13 protein-coding genes and 10 tRNA genes are annotated in these 16056 nt (G+C 44.5%); all 23 read left to right on the top strand.

Annotated elements, in window-relative coordinates; translation table 11 throughout:
- The 23 genes from K1J09_RS08140 to purF all read left to right on the top strand — a co-directional run bounded on the left by K1J09_RS08140 (nt 1) and on the right by purF (nt 16031).
- Nucleotides 1-73: transfer RNA gene (locus K1J09_RS08140), tRNA-Arg, on the top strand.
- A 19-nt stretch (nt 74-92) separates the two neighbouring features.
- A tRNA-Pro gene (locus tag K1J09_RS08135) sits at nt 93-166 on the top strand.
- 5 nt (nt 167-171) lie between these two features.
- Nucleotides 172-245, top strand: a tRNA-Met gene (locus K1J09_RS08130).
- Between the two features lie 13 nt (nt 246-258).
- A tRNA-Ile gene (locus K1J09_RS08125) sits at nt 259-332 on the top strand.
- Between the two features lie 12 nt (nt 333-344).
- A tRNA-Ser gene (locus tag K1J09_RS08120) sits at nt 345-434 on the top strand.
- 19 nt (nt 435-453) lie between these two features.
- Nucleotides 454-527 (top strand) — tRNA-Met (locus K1J09_RS08115).
- 5 nt (nt 528-532) lie between these two features.
- Nucleotides 533-605 (top strand) — tRNA-Phe (locus tag K1J09_RS08110).
- Between the two features lie 20 nt (nt 606-625).
- A tRNA-Gly gene (locus K1J09_RS08105) sits at nt 626-696 on the top strand.
- Between the two features lie 33 nt (nt 697-729).
- Nucleotides 730-803, top strand: a tRNA-Ile gene (locus K1J09_RS08100).
- 9 nt (nt 804-812) lie between these two features.
- A tRNA-Ser gene (locus K1J09_RS08095) sits at nt 813-900 on the top strand.
- A gap of 72 nt (nt 901-972) precedes the next feature.
- On the top strand, nt 973-1788 hold the full coding sequence (gene mreC / locus K1J09_RS08090) for a rod shape-determining protein MreC (RefSeq protein ID WP_223323792.1): 816 nt from the start codon (nt 973-975) through the stop codon (nt 1786-1788).
- A gap of 1 nt (nt 1789) precedes the next feature.
- Nucleotides 1790-2290: a rod shape-determining protein MreD gene (gene mreD, locus K1J09_RS08085; protein ID WP_223323791.1), complete on the top strand. Its 501-nt coding sequence runs from the start codon at nt 1790-1792 to the stop codon at nt 2288-2290.
- 96 nt (nt 2291-2386) lie between these two features.
- Nucleotides 2387-3601, top strand: a complete 1215-nt coding sequence (pcsB, locus tag K1J09_RS08080; RefSeq protein WP_009660204.1) for a peptidoglycan hydrolase PcsB — start codon at nt 2387-2389, stop codon at nt 3599-3601.
- 124 nt (nt 3602-3725) lie between these two features.
- Complete coding sequence (locus K1J09_RS08075; protein ID WP_223323790.1) at nt 3726-4691, top strand: ribose-phosphate diphosphokinase; 966 nt, start codon at nt 3726-3728, stop codon at nt 4689-4691.
- A 312-nt stretch (nt 4692-5003) separates the two neighbouring features.
- Nucleotides 5004-5573, top strand: a complete 570-nt coding sequence (locus K1J09_RS08070) for a hypothetical protein (protein WP_223323789.1) — start codon at nt 5004-5006, stop codon at nt 5571-5573.
- Nucleotides 5574-5667: 94 nt separating this feature from the next.
- Entirely contained in the window at nt 5668-6510 is an 843-nt protein-coding gene (srtB, locus tag K1J09_RS08065) for a class B sortase, LPKTxAVK-specific (RefSeq protein WP_223323788.1), read from the top strand.
- Nucleotides 6511-6689: 179 nt separating this feature from the next.
- Nucleotides 6690-7862: a pyridoxal phosphate-dependent aminotransferase gene (locus tag K1J09_RS08060; RefSeq protein WP_223323787.1), complete on the top strand. Its 1173-nt coding sequence runs from the start codon at nt 6690-6692 to the stop codon at nt 7860-7862.
- A complete protein-coding gene (gene recO / locus K1J09_RS08055; protein ID WP_223323786.1) occupies nt 7855-8628 on the top strand; it encodes a DNA repair protein RecO in 774 nt (257 codons plus the stop codon). Before K1J09_RS08060 ends, recO begins: the two co-directional genes overlap by 8 nt.
- Nucleotides 8629-8633: 5 nt before the next feature.
- The gene (gene plsX / locus K1J09_RS08050; protein ID WP_223323785.1) at nt 8634-9632 is read left to right on the top strand and encodes a phosphate acyltransferase PlsX; all 999 of its coding nucleotides are present in this window, start codon (nt 8634-8636) and stop codon (nt 9630-9632) included.
- A gap of 2 nt (nt 9633-9634) precedes the next feature.
- The gene (locus K1J09_RS08045) at nt 9635-9883 is read left to right on the top strand and encodes an acyl carrier protein (RefSeq protein ID WP_002898839.1); all 249 of its coding nucleotides are present in this window, start codon (nt 9635-9637) and stop codon (nt 9881-9883) included.
- A gap of 152 nt (nt 9884-10035) precedes the next feature.
- A complete protein-coding gene (gene purC / locus K1J09_RS08040; RefSeq protein WP_223311988.1) occupies nt 10036-10743 on the top strand; it encodes a phosphoribosylaminoimidazolesuccinocarboxamide synthase in 708 nt (235 codons plus the stop codon).
- Nucleotides 10744-10762: 19 nt separating this feature from the next.
- Nucleotides 10763-14497 carry a phosphoribosylformylglycinamidine synthase gene (locus tag K1J09_RS08035; protein ID WP_223323784.1) on the top strand — a complete coding sequence of 1245 codons (3735 nt, stop codon included), beginning with the start codon at nt 10763-10765 and terminating at the stop codon, nt 14495-14497.
- 94 nt (nt 14498-14591) lie between these two features.
- Nucleotides 14592-16031, top strand: coding sequence for an amidophosphoribosyltransferase (gene purF, locus K1J09_RS08030; RefSeq protein ID WP_032915588.1), 1440 nt, complete (start codon nt 14592-14594; stop codon nt 16029-16031).
- Nucleotides 16032-16056 lie beyond the last annotated feature (25 nt).

Raw genomic sequence — 16056 nt, 5'->3', positions numbered from 1 at the left:
CACCCTTAGCTCAACTGGATAGAGTACCTGACTACGAATCAGGCGGTTAGAGGTTCGACTCCTCTAGGGTGCATTAAGTAATAACTTAAGTTCGGGAAGTAGCTCAGCTTGGTAGAGTACTTGGTTTGGGACCAAGGTGTCGCAGGTTCGAATCCTGTCTTCCCGATAGATGGCGGTGTAGCTCAGCTGGCTAGAGCGTCCGGTTCATACCCGGGAGGTCGGGGGTTCGATCCCCTTCGCCGCTATAATGATCTTGTCGGACCTTTAGCTCAGCTGGTTAGAGCTCTCGGCTCATAACCGAGTGGTCGTAGGTTCAAGTCCTACAAGGTCCATAGTGTTATCTTGGAGGATTACCCAAGTCCGGCTGAAGGGAACGGTCTTGAAAACCGTCAGGCGTGTAAAAGCGTGCGTGGGTTCGAATCCCACATCCTCCTTAGGGACGAATAGTAATGACGCGGGATGGAGCAGCTAGGTAGCTCGTCGGGCTCATAACCCGAAGGTCGTAGGTTCAAATCCTGCTCCCGCAATAGTTGGCTCGGTAGCTCAGTTGGTAGAGCAATGGATTGAAGCTCCATGTGTCGGCGGTTCGATTCCGTCTCGCGCCATACATCATCGTATTGGAAATGCGGGTGTAGTTTAGTGGTAAAACTACAGCCTTCCAAGCTGTTGTCGCGAGTTCGATTCTCGTCACCCGCTTTGAACGATAGTTCATACCAAGTTTTCGAACTTGGGCGCGTAGCTCAGGTGGTTAGAGCGCACGCCTGATAAGCGTGAGGTCGGTGGTTCGAGTCCACTCGTGCCCATTAAATATTGGAGAATTACTCAAGAGGCTGAAGAGGACGGTTTGCTAAATCGTTAGGTCGGGTAACTGGCGCGGGGGTTCGAATCCCCCATTCTCCGTATAATGAGGAGTTTAGCATTTGCTATCTCCTTTTCTTATACTTTCTTGTCCTGTTTAGTGAGGTTTTTCTGATGAATCGATTTAAAAAGTCTAAGTTTCTGATTTCTTTTTTTGTATTAGTTGTTGCAATGACGATACTCATCCTATCTACCTCTTCTAGTTGGTTTGTATCAACTACTTCAAATATTATTTCATTGGTAGATAGACATGTCGGTTCTCCTTTTGCTTTTGTAGCCGATAAAAAGGAAGAAATGTCAGATTTGATGACTACTTACAGAGAGAATCAACAACTCAAGAAAAATCTTTATGAGGTTGAGGAAAAGGCTGGGAAGGCAGATTCCTTAGAAGATGAGAATGAGCAGTTGCGAAAACTTCTGGAATTTAAAGAGGCTGATAAAAATCAAATACAAATTGCCAGCGAAGTGATTGCCCGTACGCCAGCATCTTGGAAAAATGAGCTGACTATTGACAAAGGGACATCTGATAATGTGACAGATGCTATGCTAGTAGTCGCTAATGGTGGTCTGGTCGGAAGTGTTTCTGAAACTAGTAGTCAGTCTAGCTTGGTTTCTCTACTGACTAACGAGGAAAACTCAACTAAAATTTCTGTTAGAATTCAAACTAAGTCTGGTCTAGTTTATGGGATTATTACGGGTTATGATGCAAAAAACTCTGCTTATATCATCAGTCAGTTAAATAGTGCTGAAGATATAAAAGAGGGAGATGAGGTGGCAACCAGTGGCTTGGGTGCTTATAATGCAGAAAATATTCCTGTCGGTAAGGTACTTTCCGTGTCTGAGGCTAAGGATCAGTTAAACAAGATTGTTCTGGTTAAGCCAGCTGCGGATTTGTCGGATATCCGTGCTGTAATGTTGGTAGGGAACTGATATGAGAGATATTAAAGAACATCTTTTGACTCCTATTATTTTATTTTTTGTCTTATTGATCGACGGGCAGATTTCGACTTTTCTGGCTAATATTCTGCCTTTACAATGGCATTTAGTCAGTCATTTTATCTTTATTTTCATGCTTTTTGTTTCCATCAACCTCTCTAGAAACTACAATATTCTCTTATTTTGCTGTTTGGGGTTGATTTATGATGTTTACTATTTTCATACCATCGGTATTGCTCTTATTCTTTTTCCTCTTCTAAGTCTCTTGGTTTGTCAGTCTAGTTCAACTATGCTTTTAAATAAATTTACTCGCTTTTTATCTGTTTTGATTCTTGTATTTTTATTTGAATTAACCAGCTTTACTTTTGCAGTATTTTTGAATCTTTCTAGTTTGAATTTACAGGATTTTGTCCTTAGCAGTCTGGTACCGACTATCCTTCTCAATAGCCTGATATTCCTCATTTTTCAGCCTATTTTCGAAAAAATGTATTTATGATAAACAAGAAATAAAAATGTAATAAAGGCGTAACATATGATACAGCATTTTCTGGTATACTAGTTAATGTCTTATAAGAAGGAGTGTATTATTTTTATGAAGAAAAAACTACTCACATCAATTTTATTGAGTACAGTTATCCTTTCACAAGGAGCTGCACTTGTGAGCGTTAAAGCGGAGACAACTGATGAAAAGATTGCTGCACAAGACAGCAAGATTAATAGTTTGACAGAGCAACAACAATCAGCTCAAGCACAAGTTAACGAGATTCAAGGACAAGTATCTGCTATTCAAAAGCAACAAGAAGAGCTTAAAGCAGAAAATGAAAAATTGTCTGCTGAATCTGCAAAGCTTTCTGCAGAAATTGACGAACTGTCTAAAAATATTGTAGCTCGCAATGAGTCACTTGCAAATCAAGCACGCAGTACTCAAACAAATGGAACTGCTACTAGCTACATCAATACAGTTGTAAATTCTAGCTCTATCACAGAAGCTATCTCTCGTGTAGCAGCTATGAGCGAAATTGTTTCAGCAAATAATAAAATGTTGGAACAACAAAAGAAAGATAAAGAAGTAATTGCTGAAAAGCAAGTTGCGAATAATGAAGCTATCAATACTGTAATTGCTAACCAAGAGAAGTTAGCTGATGATGAGCAAGCTTTGGCAACAAAACAAGCTGAACTGAAAGCAGCTCAGGCAAGTCTTGCAGCTGAAAAAGCGACTGCTGAAAACGAAAAGAATTCTCTTCTTGAAGAAAAAGCAGCAGCTGAAAAAGCAGCAGCTGAAGCAGCGGCTCGTGAAGCAGCTTATAAAGCAGAGCAAGAATCAAAACGCCAAGCAATTGAAGCTTCGGGAAATACCACCCTGCAAGCTCAAGTTCAAGCGGTTGTTAATTCAGCTCCAGCAGCTGAAGCAGCGGCTCCAGCAGCACCTGCAGTAACTCAATCTGTTGCCCGTGCAAATAGACCAGTTTATAGCTCATCTGCCTCTTCTTATCCAGTAGGTCAATGTACTTGGGGTGCTAAGACATTAGCTCCTTGGGCTGGCGATTACTGGGGTAATGGTGGACAATGGTCAGCAAGCGCAGCAGCAGCAGGCTTCCGTGTTGGTTCACAGCCAGAAGTTGGAGCAATTGCATGTTGGACTGACGGTGGATACGGACACGTTGCAGTAGTAACAGCTGTTCAATCTACTACAAGCATCCAAGTATCAGAAGCAAACTACCTTGGACAACAATCAATCGGGAACTACCGTGGATGGTTTAATCCAACAACTGCACAAGGTACAGTTTCATATATCTATCCGAACTAATCAGTAAAAAGCGCCTCTGGCGTTTTTTATTTTTAATTGAAAAATCAACTGAAAAAAGTTACAATGGTAGTTGGGAAAAGTTGTAATTGGACAATGAAAGACGATTTAGAATCTGGAGGGAATCATGTCTTTTTCTGATTTAAAACTCTTTGCTCTTTCTTCTAATCAAGAATTAGCGCAGCGTGTTGCTCAAGAGATTGGATTGCCACTTGGGAAATCAACTGTCCGTCAGTTTTCTGATGGAGAGATTCAAGTGAATATTGAAGAATCTATTCGCGGGAAACACGTCTTTATTTTGCAGTCTACCAGCTCGCCAGTCAATGATAATTTGATGGAAATCTTGATTATGGTAGATGCTTTGAAACGGGCTAGTGCTGAATCAATCAATGTTGTCATGCCTTACTATGGCTATGCTCGACAGGATCGCAAGGCTAGAGCTCGTGAGCCAATTACATCTAAATTAGTTGCTAATATGTTGGAAATTGCGGGTGTGGATCGGATGCTGACTATTGACTTGCACGCAGCGCAAATCCAGGGTTTCTTTGACATTCCAGTAGATCATTTGATGGGTGCACCTTTGATTGCTGATTACTTTGAGCGCCGTAATATGATAGGGGGCGACTATGTGGTAGTCAGTCCTGACCATGGTGGTGTGAGTCGGGCCCGTAAATTAGCAGAGTTTCTGAAAACCCCGATTGCGATTATTGATAAGCGCCGCAGCGTAGACAAGATGAATAGTAGTGAGGTCATGAACATCATTGGTAAGGTAGAAGGAAAAACTTGTATCCTAATTGATGATATGATTGATACTGCGGGAACTATCTGCCATGCAGCTGATGCTCTCGCTGAAGCAGGGGCTGTGGAAGTTTATGCCAGCTGTACTCATCCAGTCTTATCTGGTCCTGCTATGGATAATATTCAAAAATCAGCTATTAAAAAATTGGTTGTGCTGGATACGATTTATCTGCCCCAAGAGCGCTTGATTGATAAGATTGAGCAGATTTCAATTGCGCATCTTTTAGGGGAAGCCATTGTCCGTATTCATGAAAAACGGCCGCTGTCACCCTTGTTTGAAATAGGTAAAAAATAATCTGAGATATATGGCTGGGATACTTGATTCCTGGCCTCTTCTCATTTTATTCCTACTATCTTTTTAAAAAAAGTCCAACATTTACTTTGAAAGAAAATTCAAATTACTTGATGTTTCAAATATAAATAAATAACCATTTAAATAGTTGATAAATTGACAATTTGTCTCATCCCTTGGTATTCTTTGATTTTAGAAATTTTTATGTAGTAAAATTCTTGACTTTTTTTAGAGTTCGAACTATACTTAATAGTAGGTAATATTAGGTAACGGGGAGTTACAATTATTTTTGAAAAGTAAAGAGGAGATGAGATAATGAAAAAGGTTTTACTTTCAAGTGCTGTAGCCCTTTCTCTTTTTGCGGCTGCTGCACCAGTGTTTGCTGAGGGTACAGCCAGTCTTTGGGTTAATGACATTGATAATAATGAAGTTCCCCAAGGCAGTACGGACTCAGAATCTAATAAAGTTATGGATGAACTGCAGGCCTATAGAGACGCACAATCAGCTCTGGATCAGCAAGTTGCTGAAGCTAAGAAAGCACCAGTTGGCAAGAGTGCAGTGATGGAGGATCAGGCTGGTAACAAAGTTCTTGTTATTGGTGAAGGAGAGTCGGCTAATGCAGATCAGTCTTCAGCGACACCGTCTACTACAGATCCATCTACACCGGCTTATTCGGCAGCACCATACTCCACAGCCTCTTCATCAGTTCCGACTTTTCCGGTACCGTCTCAATCTTCGGCGGCATCCTCTTCAGTAGCAGGTAAAAAGAGGACTAAAAAATCAGAAAATAAAGCAAAAAAAGCTTCGGAAGTAAAAGAAGAAAACAAGGAAAATGAAGAAAACTCTGAAGACAAGTCACTTCCTAAGACAAGTGCAGTCAAATAATTTTGTCTTTAATTTGTGCTAACGCCTAAATATCACTGAGCCTTCGTTCGGTGATATTTTTTGTAAAAAATGAAAAATAAAGGATTTTTAAATTATGCAAGAAAAAGATAGGAGTCAAGCTTCGAATAAGAAACAGCTCCTTGTTGTTGGCATCTGCCTCCTGTTGATTGTTCTGGTTGTTTTTTCTGTTTTTTATGCTTTTCGTTCTTCAGGAACAGCCAGTAAGCCTCGAGTTTCGCCTCCCAGCAGGATTGAAACGTCAAGCTCATCTGCATCTTCAAGTCAGACAGAAAAGGAATATTTAGCAGAGCGTTTTTCTAAACTGAAGGCTGTGAATTCAGAAACGATAGGCTATGTCTATGCTCCTGGTACACAGTTGGATGAGCCAGTGGTGCAAACGAAAGATAATGAGACTTATCTGCTGAAGACTTTTGAAGGAAAGCAAGAGCCCTATATGGGAGCGGTCTTTATGGATAAGGACAATCATAAAGATTTCAGCGATCGTTTGACTTGGCTTTTCGGGCATGCTCGGGGCAGCAAGGCAGGAGATCATCGTATGTTTAATGACGTCAACTACTATGATCGTCAGGATTATTTTGACAAACATAGATATGTCGTGATTGAGACTCCTGAGCGTAAGTATTATTATCAGGCCATGGGACTGGTTATTGTGCCGGAAGAGACAGCTTTTTATCGGACGGAGTTTAAGGATGATGAGGACTTTACAACTCAGCTTAGAAATATCTACGAGGCTGCTCGTACTAAGGATCCAGAGATGAAGATTAAGGCGAGTGACCGCTATTTAGTTCTCTCAACCTGTCGTGAGGAAGATGACACGATTCGTTCTAACCTTTATTTGCGGCAGATTCCTGATTCAGAACTGCTAGATTTTCTGGCCAAGCATGGCAAGGAATTGACCTATACTCCGACTCGTTGACTGGTCAGTCACGTGAGATGTGGCTGTATCCATTATCTAGCAGTAAAGAATTTTAAGGCAAGGGGAAAAGGGACTGAGTGCAAGCATAGTCCTTTTTCTGCATAAGAAATCATGTAATAGCTTTTGCTATGCTTCTGCATTTATAGTATAATAGTTCTATTGAGCGGCTGGAGGTATGTATGGATTTAAGTAAGAAATTTAATAAAAACTTAGGAAAAATAGAAATTTCGCTGATTCGTCAGTTCGACCAATCAATTTCTGCAATTCCTGGGGTTCTTCGGCTGACCTTAGGAGAGCCGGATTTTACGACACCGGATCATATCAAAGAAGCGGCCAAGGCAGCGATTGATGCTAATCAAAGCCACTACACTGGCATGAGCGGTCTCTTGGAACTGCGTCAGGCGGCCAGCAGCTTTGTGAAAGAAAAGTACAATCTGAACTATCTCCCAGAAGATGAGGTCTTGGTCACTATTGGCGCAACAGAGGCCTTGTCGGCTACGCTGACAGCTATTCTAGAAGAAGGAGACAAGGTCTTGCTGCCAGCTCCTGCTTACCCAGGCTATGAGCCCATTGTCAATCTAGTAGGGGCGGAGATTGTCGAGATTGATACAACGGCCAATAACTTTGTCCTCACTCCAGAGATGCTGGAAGCGGCTATTTTAGAGCAGGGTGAGCAGCTAAAAGCGGTCATTCTTAATTATCCAGCCAATCCGACCGGCGTGACTTATTCGCGGGAGCAGATAAAAGCTCTGGCGGATGTTCTAGGAAAATACCAAGTCTTTGTGGTCTGCGATGAGGTTTATTCTGAGCTGACCTATACAGAAGAGGGGCATGTTTCCATTGCGGAGTATCTGCCAGACCAAACCATTGTCATCAACGGCCTGTCTAAGTCTCATGCCATGACTGGCTGGCGGTTGGGCTTTATCTTTGCTCCAGCAGTTTTCACTGCCCAGCTGATTAAGAGCCATCAATATCTCGTAACAGCGGCCAATACTATGGCTCAGTTTGCCGGCATTGAAGCCCTGACAGTTGGGAAAGATGATGCGGAGCCAATGAAGGCTGAGTATATCCAGCGTCGCGATTATATCATAGAGAAAATGGCAGAGCTAGGCTTTAAGATTATCAAACCAGATGGAGCTTTTTATATTTTTGCTAAGATACCAGATGGTTATAATCAAGATTCTTTCGCCTTTCTGCAGGATTTTGCAGAAAAGAAGGCCGTGGCCTTTATCCCGGGGGCGGCTTTTGGTCAATACGGGGAAGGTTATATCCGTCTTTCCTATGCGGCTAGTATGGAGACGATTAGAGAAGCCTTGAAACGCCTCAAGGACTACATGGAGGACTATGCTTAAATCTCTAACAAGTCAAGGTCTGGTTCTCTATAACCGCAATTTCCGTGAGGATGATAAGCTGGTCAAGATCTTTACGGAACAGGCTGGCAAGCGTATGTTTTTTGTCAAGCATGCTGGTCAATCTAAGTTAGCACCCGTCATTCAGCCTTTGACTGCGGCGAACTTGCTGATGAAAGTCAATGATGATGGTCTTAGCTATATTGAGGATTATCAGGATGTAGTCACCTACCATCGGATTAATGAGGACTTGTTCATCATGTCTTATGCCAGTTATGTGGCAGCCTTGGCAGATGCCAGTCTTCAGGACAATCAGCCGGATCCGGCTCTCTTTGCCTTTCTGCAGAAAACCCTGGAGCTGATGAATAATGGTCTGGACTATGAGGTGCTGACTAATATCTTTGAGATTCAGATTTTGTCACGTTTTGGAGTTTCACTGAACTTCCATGACTGTGCTTTTTGTCATCGGACGGGTCTGCCTTTTGACTTCTCTTTCAAATATAGCGGAGTTCTTTGCCCTGACCATTACCATCAAGATGAACGGCGCTGTCATCTCAATCCCAATCTTCCTTTTCTGCTGGACCAATTTCAGGCGGTCCGCTTTAGCGAATTGGAGACCATTTCTTTGAAGCCAGATATTAAAAAGCAGCTGCGGGATTTTATTGACCTGCTCTATGATGAATATGTCGGCATCCATCTCAAATCCAAAAAATTTATAGATTCTCTGGGGGACTGGGGAAACATTTTAAAAGATAAGAACGAGGAATAAATCTAATGAAAAAAATAGCTGTTGATGCTATGGGAGGGGACAATGCCCCTCAGGCTCTGGTGGAAGGAGCCAATCGAGCGGTACAGGAGTTTGCGGATATTGAAATTCTCCTTTATGGCGATGAAGCGAAAATCAAGCCTTATCTGACTGCTGGTGAGCGGGTCCACATCATCCACACGGAGGAAAAGATTGACTCAGATGACGAGCCGACCAAGGCCATTCGTCAGAAGAAAGAGGCTAGTATGGTGCTAGCAGCCAAGGCTGTGAAGGCAGGGGAAGCAGATGCTATGCTGTCTGCTGGAAATACTGGAGCGCTTTTGGCAGCCGGCTTCTTTATCGTAGGGCGTATCAAGAACATTGACCGACCGGGTCTCTTATCTACTATGCCAACGGTTGGCGGTCAGGGATTTGATATGCTGGATCTGGGAGCCAATGCTGAAAACACAGCCCATCATTTACACCAGTATGCGACTTTGGGTTCTTTCTATGCTGAAAATGTCCGAGGAATCAAGAAGCCGAGGGTGGGTCTCTTGAATAACGGAACAGAAAGCAGTAAGGGCGACCCTCTGCGCAAGGAAGCCTATGAGCTTTTAGCTGGGGATTCGACACTTAACTTTATCGGCAATGTAGAAGCACGTGATTTGATGGATGATGTGGCGGATGTTGTCGTTGCAGATGGCTTTACTGGTAATGCTGTTCTGAAATCAATCGAAGGAACTGCTATCAGTATCATGGGTCAGCTGAAGAAGTCTATTTTAGGCGGTGGTTTCAAGGCTAAATTGGGAGCTTGGCTACTCAAAGACAGCCTGCGAGGGCTCAAGAATAGTCTGGACTATTCTAGTGCAGGCGGTGCAGTTCTATTCGGTTTGAAAGCGCCTGTTGTCAAAACGCATGGCTCTAGCGATGCTAAGGCTGTTTATAGCACGATTCGTCAGATTCGGACCATGCTGGAAACGGATGTTGTTGGTAAATCGGTCATTGAATTTTCAGATGCAAAGGAGTAACCATGAGCGAAAAAGAAATTTATGCAAAAATTGTCGAAATCATTCAAGAACATGACAGCAGCAAGCTGCATGTCACTCCGGAATTGAATTTGAAAGAAGAACTGGGAGTGGACTCTGTTGATTTGATGGAATTTATCATCAATTTGGAAGAAGCTTTTGATATTGAGATTCCTGATGAGGATATGGATAACTTCAAAACAATTTCCGATGTGGTGGCTTATATCCATGAGAAACTGAAGAAGCAACATTAAAAATCAAAGATCGGTATCTTCCGGTCTTTTTTCGTATCTTGAAAAGGGAACTATTTTCGGCTAGACACAGAAAGTTTATACGGGAATTTCTTGTAAAATATATTCAAAGATGATAAAATGAGGGTATAAAACCACGAAAGGCGAATATTAAAATGTCTAATAAGTTGTTATATTCGGGAAAAGCTAAGAATATTTTCTCTACAGATGATGAGCAAGTCATTCTGGCACGCTACAAGGACCAGGCAACGGCCTTTAATGGAGTCAAAAAGGAGCAGATTGCTGGTAAAGGAGTGCTCAACAACCAGATTTCATCTTTTATTTTTGAGAAACTCAATGCAGCTGGTGTGGCGACGCATTTTATTGAGAAGGTTTCGGATACGGACCAGCTAAATAAAAAAGTAGAGATTATTCCTTTGGAAGTAGTGCTGCGCAACTACACAGCAGGTTCTTTTTCCAAACGTTTTGGAGTAGAAGAGGGCATAGCGCTTGAAACTCCGATTGTGGAATTTTACTACAAAAATGATGATTTGGACGATCCTTTCATCAATGACGAACACGTGAAATTCTTGAAGATTGCTAGCGATCAAGAAATTGCCTTTTTGAAAGAGGAGACTCGTCGGATCAATGAGCTCTTGTCAGACTGGTTCCGCCAAATCGGACTGAAATTGATTGATTTCAAGTTAGAGTTCGGCTTTGACAAAGATGGCAAGATTATTCTGGCAGATGAATTTTCACCAGATAATTGCCGTCTCTGGGATGCGGAAGGCCATCACATGGATAAGGATGTTTTCCGGCGTGGCCTTGGGGAACTGACAGATGTCTATCAGGTTGTTTGGGAAAAATTGCAGGTGATTAAGTAAGGGCAGGGTGTGAAAAATCATGGACAAGCGTATTTTTGTAGAGAAGAAGAGCAACTTCGGTGTGAAGTCACAGAGCTTGGTGAGAGAGCTGACGCATAATCTTCAGTTGAAAACATTGTCAGATCTTCGGATAATTCAAGTTTATGATGTCTTTCATCTGGCAGAAGATTTGGTCGCTCGGGCTGAAAAGCATATTTTCTCTGAGCAGGTGACTGATAGATTGCTGACGGAGGAGGAAGTAGAGGCTGCACTTGCAGAGACTGCGTTTTTTGCCATCGAAGCGCTGCCGGGTCAGTTTGACCAGCGGGCAGCCAGCTCTCAGGAGGCTCTCTTTTTGCTCGGTGCTGGGACCGATGTTCTGGTGAGGACCGCTCAGCTTTATTTGGTCAATAAAGACATCTCAGACAGCGAGTTGGCAGCAATTAAGAAATACTTACTGAATCCAGTTGATTCACGCTTTAAAGATATTGAGCAGCCAATCCAGCTGGAGCAATTCTCCGAGTCTGACAAGACCATTCCAATTTTGGACTTCTTTAAGGACTATACGGAAGCGGACTTTAAAGCCTACAAGCAGGAGCATGGTTTGGCTATGGAAGTGGCAGATTTGCTCTTTATTCAGGATTATTTCAAGTCAATTGGCCGTTTCCCTACGGAGACCGAGCTCAAGGTTCTGGATACTTACTGGTCTGACCACTGTCGACATACGACCTTTGAGACGGAGTTGAAGAAGATTGATTTTTCTGCTTCTAAGTTTGAAAAGCAACTGCAGGCCACTTATGATAAATACTTGGCTATGCGCGATGAGCTGGGACGTGGGGACAAACCGCAGACTCTCATGGATATGGCGACTATTTTTGGGCGCTATGAGCGAGCTAATGGCCGTCTGGATGACATGGAAGTGTCTGATGAGATCAATGCCTGCTCCGTAGAGATTGAAGTGGATGTGGATGGAGTTAAAGAGCCTTGGCTGCTGATGTTTAAAAATGAAACCCACAACCACCCAACAGAAATTGAGCCTTTTGGTGGGGCTGCGACCTGTATCGGCGGAGCCATTCGTGACCCGCTTTCTGGCCGCTCCTATGTTTATCAGGCTATGCGGATTTCAGGTGCGGGCGATATTACTCAGCCGATTTCTGAAACGCGGGCTGGCAAGCTACCTCAGCAGGTCATTTCAAAAACTGCAGCGCACGGCTATTCTTCTTACGGGAATCAAATTGGTCTAGCAACGACCTATGTTCGTGAGTATTTCCATCTAGGCTTTGTAGCCAAGCGGATGGAGCTAGGTGCAGTTGTTGGTGCGGCTCCTAAGGAAAATGTTGTCCGTGAAAAGCCAGTAGCAGGTGATGTGGTCATCTTGCTGGGAGGCAAGACGGGCCGTGATGGTGTCGGCGGTGCCACTGGATCGTCCAAGGTGCAGACAGCTGCGTCTGTGGAGACGGCTGGCGCGGAAGTCCAAAAAGGAAATGCTATTGAGGAGCGCAAGATTCAGCGCCTCTTCCGCGATGGCAATGTGACTCGTCTCATCAAGAAATCCAATGATTTTGGAGCTGGCGGTGTCTGCGTAGCTATTGGTGAATTGGCAGACGGGCTGGAAATTGACCTTGATAAGGTACCGCTCAAATACCAAGGACTTAACGGTACAGAAATCGCGATTTCTGAGTCGCAGGAGCGGATGGCAGTAGTGGTCCGCCCAGAAGATGTGCAACAATTTATCACTGCAGCAGCTAAGGAAAATCTGCTAGCGGTCGTTGTGGCTAAAGTGACAGAAAAGCCAAATCTGGTCATGCACTGGAATGGGGAAACCATCGTCGATATTGAGCGGAGTTTTCTGGACACCAATGGTGTGCGCGTGGTTGTGGATGCTAAGGTTGTGGATGCCCAAGCAGCATTACCAGGGCAGGCTGTGACTTCTGAAGCGACTTTGGAGCAGGATCTCAAGAGCTTGCTCAGTGACCTCAATCATACCAGTCAAAAGGGGCTGCAGACGATTTTTGACAGCTCTGTTGGCCGCTCTACTGTCAATCATCCAATTGGCGGGCGCTACCAAATCACGCCGACTGAGGCTTCTGTGCAGAAACTGCCAGTTGAGCATGGCAAGACTGAGACGGTCTCTGTGATGGCGCAGGGCTACAATCCTTATGTGGCAGCTTGGTCGCCTTATCATGGAGCAGCTTATGCAGTGATTGAAGCGACAGCTCGCTTGGTTGCTGCTGGTTCGGACTGGTCCAAGGCTCGCTTCTCTTACCAGGAATACTTCGAGCGGATGGACAAGCAGGCTGATCGTTTTGGACAGCCGGTCTCTGCTCTGCTTGGTTCGATTGAAGCTCAGATTCAGCTCGGTTTGCCGTCTATTGGTGGCAAGGATTCCATGAGCGGAACTTTTGAAGAATTGACTGTACCGCCGACCTTAGTAGCTTTTGGCGTGACTACTTCAACTGCTGGGCGCATCCTGTCTCCAGAGTTTAAGGCGACAGGAGAGTCTATCTACTATCTGCCAGGGCAGGTCCTGTCTCAGGATATTGACTTTGACTTAATCAAGAATAATTTTGAAAATTTTGCGGCCATTCAGGCCAAGTATCAGATTACAGCAGCCGCCGCTGTTAAATACGGTGGTCTGGCAGAGAGTCTGGCCTTGATGAGCTTTGGTAATCGTATTGGTGCTCAAGTGGATGTTGCTGATCTGTCTTCCGTTTTACAGGCGCAGCTGGGCGGATTTGTCTTTACAAGTCCGGAGCAGGATATTCCAGGTGTGGTGAAGATCGGTCAAACCAAGCCAGACTTTACACTGATTGTCAATGGTGTCCAGCTTGAGGGAGCAGAGCTTTTGGCAAGCTTTGAAGGCCGACTAGAGCCTATCTACCCGACAGAATTTAAACAGGAAACAGTTATTGAAGAAGTGCCGGCTCTTGTCGCTGATACAGTTATCAAAGCTAAAGAGACAGTGGTGGAGCCGCTGGTTTACATTCCAGTCTTCCCTGGAACCAATTCAGAATACGATTCAGCCAAAGCTTTTGAAGCAGCTGGAGCCAAGGTCAATCTAGTTCCATTCGTTACTTTGGATGAAGCAGCCATTGTCAAGTCCGTTGACAGCATGGTTGACAACATTGACAAAGCGAATATCATCTTCTTTGCAGGCGGCTTCTCTGCTGCAGATGAGCCAGATGGATCCGCTAAGTTTATCGTCAACATCTTGCTAAACGAGAAGGTCAAGAAAGCCATCGATGCTTTCATTGCTCGCGGCGGTCTCATCATTGGTATCTGTAATGGCTTCCAGGCTCTGGTTAAATCCGGCCTTCTTCCTTACGGGGACTTCGAAGAAGCAGAGGCTAGCAGCCCAACTCTCTTTTATAATGATGCCAACCAGCACGTGGCTAAGATGGTTGAAACCCGCATTGCCAATACCAACTCGCCTTGGCTGGCTGGTGTGCAAGTGGGAGATATCCATACCATTCCGGTTTCACATGGTGAAGGGAAATTTGTCGTGACGGCAGAAGAATTTGCTGAGCTGCGCGATAATGGTCAGATTTGGAGCCAGTATGTAGACTTTGACGGTCAACCAAGCATGGACAGCAAGTATAATCCAAACGGCTCTCTCTACGCTATCGAAGGAATTATGAGTAAGAACGGCCAAATCATCGGGAAGATGGGCCACTCAGAACGTTATGAAGACGGTCTTTTCCAAAATATTCCAGGTCAGAAAGACCAGAAATTGTTTGAAAGCGCCGTTCGTTATTTCCAAGCGAGTCACGAATAAAGCTGGCTTGCAAGAGCAAGCAAAAAAGGAGTCTGCTTGGCCTGAAAGGCCAGGTTTTCTCCCTTTTACAAGACAAAAGAATTTAGGTAAAACAATGACATACGAAGTAAAGTCACTGAATGAAGAGTGCGGTATTTTTGGAATCTGGGGACATCCACAGGCGGCTCAGGTCACCTATTTCGGACTCCACAGTCTGCAGCACCGCGGTCAGGAAGGAGCTGGTATCCTGTCAAACGACCACGGAAAGCTCAAACGCCACCGCGATTTGGGATTGGTTGCAGAGGTCTTTAAAAACCCAGCAGACTTGGATAATCTGACAGGAGAAGCAGCCATTGGCCACGTCCGCTATGCAACGTCTGGTGGGGCCTCCATCAATAATGTTCAACCCTTCTTCTTCAGTTTCTATGATATGCAGATGGGCTTGGCGCATAATGGCAATCTGACCAATGCCCATTCACTGAGACGGGAGTTGGAAAAGAAGGGTTCTATCTTTGCCAGCTCGTCTGATACGGAAATTCTCATGCACTTGATTCGCCATAGTAAGCAGGAAAACTTCTTAGACAAGCTCAAAGAGTCCTTGAGACGAGTTCAGGGCGGCTTTGCCTATCTCATCATGAGAGAGGACAAGCTTTACGCTGCGCTGGATCCTAATGGCTTTCGTCCTTTGTCCATCGGCCGTATGAAAAATGGGGCTTGGGTCGTTTCTAGTGAAACCTGTGCTTTTGAAGTGGTGGGTGCCGAATGGGTGCGCGACCTTGAGCCAGGGGAAATCGTGATTATCGATGATGAAGGTGTGACCTACGACAGCTATACGACAGATACCCAGCTGGCTATTTGCTCAATGGAATATGTCTATTTTGCTCGGCCGGACAGCGTCATTCACGGGGTCAATGTCCATGCAGCCCGCAAACGGATGGGCCGCAGACTGGCTCAGGAATTCCAACATGAGGCAGATATCGTTGTCGGTGTGCCTAATTCTTCCCTGTCAGCGGCCTCTGGCTTTTCCGAAGAGTCTGGTCTGCCAAATGAAATGGGCCTGATTAAAAATCAATACATCCAACGGACTTTTATCCAGCCAACGCAGGAGTTGCGAGAGCAAGGAGTTCGGATGAAATTATCTGCTGTTTCCAGCATTGTCAAGGGTAAGCGCGTGGTCATGGTGGATGACTCTATCGTGCGGGGAACAACCAGCCGACGCATCGTCCAGCTCTTACGAGATGCAGGTGCAGCTGAAGTCCATGTAGCTATCGGCAGCCCGGAGCTTAAATATCCATGTTTCTACGGCATTGATATTCAGAATCGGCGCGAGCTCATCTCGGCCAACCATACGGTTGATGAGGTCTGTGAGATTATAGGAGCTGACAGCTTGACTTACCTGTCGCTGGAAGGATTGATTGAATCAGTTGGTATTGAGACGGATGCTCCGAATGGCGGACTTTGTGTGGCTTACTTTGACGGTCAGTATCCAACTCCGCTCTATGACTATGAAGAGCGCTATCTGGAAAGCCTGAAGGAAAAGACGAGTTTTTATTAAAACGAGGTCAGCGGTAGTTGTCGCA

Origin of the sequence: Streptococcus sanguinis (assembly GCF_019928825.1) — a bacterium.
In the GTDB taxonomy this organism is placed as follows: Bacteria; Bacillota; Bacilli; order Lactobacillales; family Streptococcaceae; genus Streptococcus; species Streptococcus sanguinis_L.
The sequence above is the reverse complement of the archived record's forward strand: the minus strand, read 5'-3'. Positions and strand labels throughout refer to the sequence as shown.

Coding starts and splice junctions, on each gene's coding strand:
- mreC (WP_223323792.1), top strand. CDS start 973: ATGAATCGATTTAAAAAGTCTAAGTTTCTGATTTCTTTTTTTGTATTA.
- mreD (WP_223323791.1), top strand. CDS start 1,790: ATGAGAGATATTAAAGAACATCTTTTGACTCCTATTATTTTATTTTTT.
- pcsB (WP_009660204.1), top strand. CDS start 2,387: ATGAAGAAAAAACTACTCACATCAATTTTATTGAGTACAGTTATCCTT.
- K1J09_RS08075 (WP_223323790.1), top strand. CDS start 3,726: ATGTCTTTTTCTGATTTAAAACTCTTTGCTCTTTCTTCTAATCAAGAA.
- K1J09_RS08070 (WP_223323789.1), top strand. CDS start 5,004: ATGAAAAAGGTTTTACTTTCAAGTGCTGTAGCCCTTTCTCTTTTTGCG.
- srtB (WP_223323788.1), top strand. CDS start 5,668: ATGCAAGAAAAAGATAGGAGTCAAGCTTCGAATAAGAAACAGCTCCTT.
- K1J09_RS08060 (WP_223323787.1), top strand. CDS start 6,690: ATGGATTTAAGTAAGAAATTTAATAAAAACTTAGGAAAAATAGAAATT.
- recO (WP_223323786.1), top strand. CDS start 7,855: ATGCTTAAATCTCTAACAAGTCAAGGTCTGGTTCTCTATAACCGCAAT.
- plsX (WP_223323785.1), top strand. CDS start 8,634: ATGAAAAAAATAGCTGTTGATGCTATGGGAGGGGACAATGCCCCTCAG.
- K1J09_RS08045 (WP_002898839.1), top strand. CDS start 9,635: ATGAGCGAAAAAGAAATTTATGCAAAAATTGTCGAAATCATTCAAGAA.
- purC (WP_223311988.1), top strand. CDS start 10,036: ATGTCTAATAAGTTGTTATATTCGGGAAAAGCTAAGAATATTTTCTCT.
- K1J09_RS08035 (WP_223323784.1), top strand. CDS start 10,763: ATGGACAAGCGTATTTTTGTAGAGAAGAAGAGCAACTTCGGTGTGAAG.
- purF (WP_032915588.1), top strand. CDS start 14,592: ATGACATACGAAGTAAAGTCACTGAATGAAGAGTGCGGTATTTTTGGA.